2 protein-coding genes are annotated in these 2,259 nt (G+C 66.1%); one reads left to right on the top strand and one right to left on the bottom strand.

Translation table 11 applies throughout. The features are described 5' to 3' along the window. Positions 1 to 391 precede the first annotated feature (391 nt). Entirely contained in the window at positions 392 to 604 is a 213-nt protein-coding gene (locus ACGFYQ_RS42195; RefSeq protein ID WP_393752677.1) for a hypothetical protein, read from the bottom strand. 1,472 nt (positions 605 to 2,076) lie between these two features. Here ACGFYQ_RS42195 and ACGFYQ_RS42190 point away from each other — a divergent pair. Further along, positions 2,077 to 2,259 (top strand): transposase (locus ACGFYQ_RS42190; RefSeq protein WP_393752675.1); only part of this gene is annotated, 183 nt, incomplete at its 3' end.

Below are 2,259 nucleotides of genomic sequence, written 5' to 3'. Positions count from 1 at the left end.
CCCGCGGAGCGGGTACCTGAGCGCTGCGCGCTCAGGACTGAACGGGCTCGCTGCGCTCGCCCGAGAGAACCGCCTCGCTGCGCTCGGCGGGGGCTGCTTCGCAGCCCCTGGGGCCGGCCTTCGGCCGGGTGGCTCTCCGCTTCGCTCCGAGCCCAGTCCTGCGCTTCGCTCCGGCTTGGCTCCGGCTCCGCTTCGCTCTCCCGGAGCCAAGCCTGCTGCGCAGGCCCAGACCTCCCGCGCTCCGCACGGGAGGTGACCCCGCTTCACGGGTCCCTGGTCTTAGGTCCGCTGCGCTCCCCCATCCGGGCCCTTCCGGCTCCGCCTCCAGGGCCAAAGCCCACTCCGCGGGCCAGGCTGGCAGCAGTAGAGAGGTGGAACTGGGAGCTACGGGCTACGGCCTGTACTCGTGCCCATGCGTCGGGGAATTAAGCATGGCGGTCGCGTTATAGGAAGACCGGTCACTCGCGGCCTGCTCCCTGCGAGCCTGCTCGATCAACAGGCCCTCCGCGGTCTCCGTACGACGGTTTCCCCGGCGCAGCAAAGACCACACCATCCACAACGCCGCCAAACCCATCACGCCGAAGAACACACCGAGCTCGAACATGCGACCCCCATCACAAGAAGCTGGAACACAACCCTACCCAAGGGAATCGAACAACAACACCCGAAACGGATACCTCAGCGCTGAGGACCGAACGGGCTCGCTGCGCTCGGCCGGGGGACGCTGCACAGCCCAGGGCCGGCCCTGAAAGTCAGGGACCTGCGCTTCACTTCACCGGGAACGGGCCTGCTTCGCGGGTCAGGACTCCCCCGCCCCGCCCGGGAGGTACCCCGTTTCACTGGGTCCGGGCCTTCGGCTTCGCCTTCGCCTCCATGCCACGATCTCGCTAGCTGGCACCCTGGGCGTTCGTAACAGCTGTCAGATACCGCATCGCATCCGGGGCACACCCGACCAGCACCACTGCATCACCGTCGCGGCACTCCGCCACCTGCCAGCTGTGCTGCACCAACCGGGAATCCGCACGGCTTCTCGGCCGGACCCGAACCAACTCCAACCGCGCTACGGGAAGTGGACTTCGATGAAGGTCCCTGAACTCCGTCGGCGTGACATGAAGCGTGGAACCCGTAGCCCAGAGGAAGACCAACGCCTCATCCCGGCAGTACGGACGGTCACCAAGGACGCAGGCAACGAAACCCACCTCCGCCCCCTCCGTGAAACTCCGAGCCTTTCTGTTGGCCCTGCGCCTCTCATGACCCCACGTCAGCAGACTGCCAAAAACGAGATCCAGCAAGAAACCCAGCACGCGCAACCCCCTCAGCCCTCCAGCTGCAATCCAAACAGGCGCAACCAAAGACCACACTCCTCCCCAAGGAGGAGTGCAGGACACGGTCCTCTACGCGGACAGCCAGGAGGAGAGGTGGACGTCTCCCCTGCAAGCTCTCCCCAGCGGTGCTGAGTGATTCATTCTGGTACCCGGATAGACTCAGGAACACGGCCAAAGTGCCACACCAGCCGGACACCCCCGGGACATCAGGTAGCCGATACTGTCGTGGATCGGTGAAACTGCGCAGTGCTCACCCGACCTGGCCTGAACCACCCTCAGGACCCCTGTAACTTGCGGGTTTTACCGGACTTTTCAGTGACGCCGATCACTGACAACAGGTGACGCAACCACCTCCAGGATGTCGCGTCCCGCCAACATTCCCCGCCGCGACCGCAACCACCTGCCACCGCAGGCCGATCCGTGGGAATCCGCAACACCCTGTCCAGCAAGAACAGGACACCAGCGTGGTTGGCTCAGCCGACCTTGTGGGCGCGGCCGCCGAGGCGTCGCCCACAGGGCAGACCCGGGCGACGTCGGTGACGCGGCGGGCGCCGTGGACTGGGCAGCGCAGATACTCGGCCGGCTCGCTCAACTCGCCGTTGGCTCCAGCTGGTCGTCGACGGTGTAGATGCTCTGGACGAACCCGGCGCCGAGCGCGCGGGTCTCCCGGTGCACTAGGGCCTGTGTGATGTCGTGATCAGTTCCTGGGTTCTGTCCTCTCCGCGGGGCGGAATCCGGTAGGACTGTGGTCGTGACACGCAGGCAACTCACCAATGCCCAGTGGAAGTTCATCGAGCGGTACCTGCCGATCGGTAGGTACGGCCCGTACCCGGAGCGGTTGCGGGAGCAGTTCGAGGGTGTGATCTGGCGGTTCCGGTCCAGCGGCCAGTGGCGGGAGATGCCTGCCGAGTTCGGCCCCTGGGCCACCGTCTAC

Origin of the sequence: Streptomyces sp. NPDC048258 (assembly GCF_043201995.1) — a bacterium.
In the GTDB taxonomy this organism is placed as follows: domain Bacteria; phylum Actinomycetota; class Actinomycetes; order Streptomycetales; family Streptomycetaceae; genus Streptomyces.
This window is presented reverse-complemented; position numbering and strand designations above follow the sequence as displayed.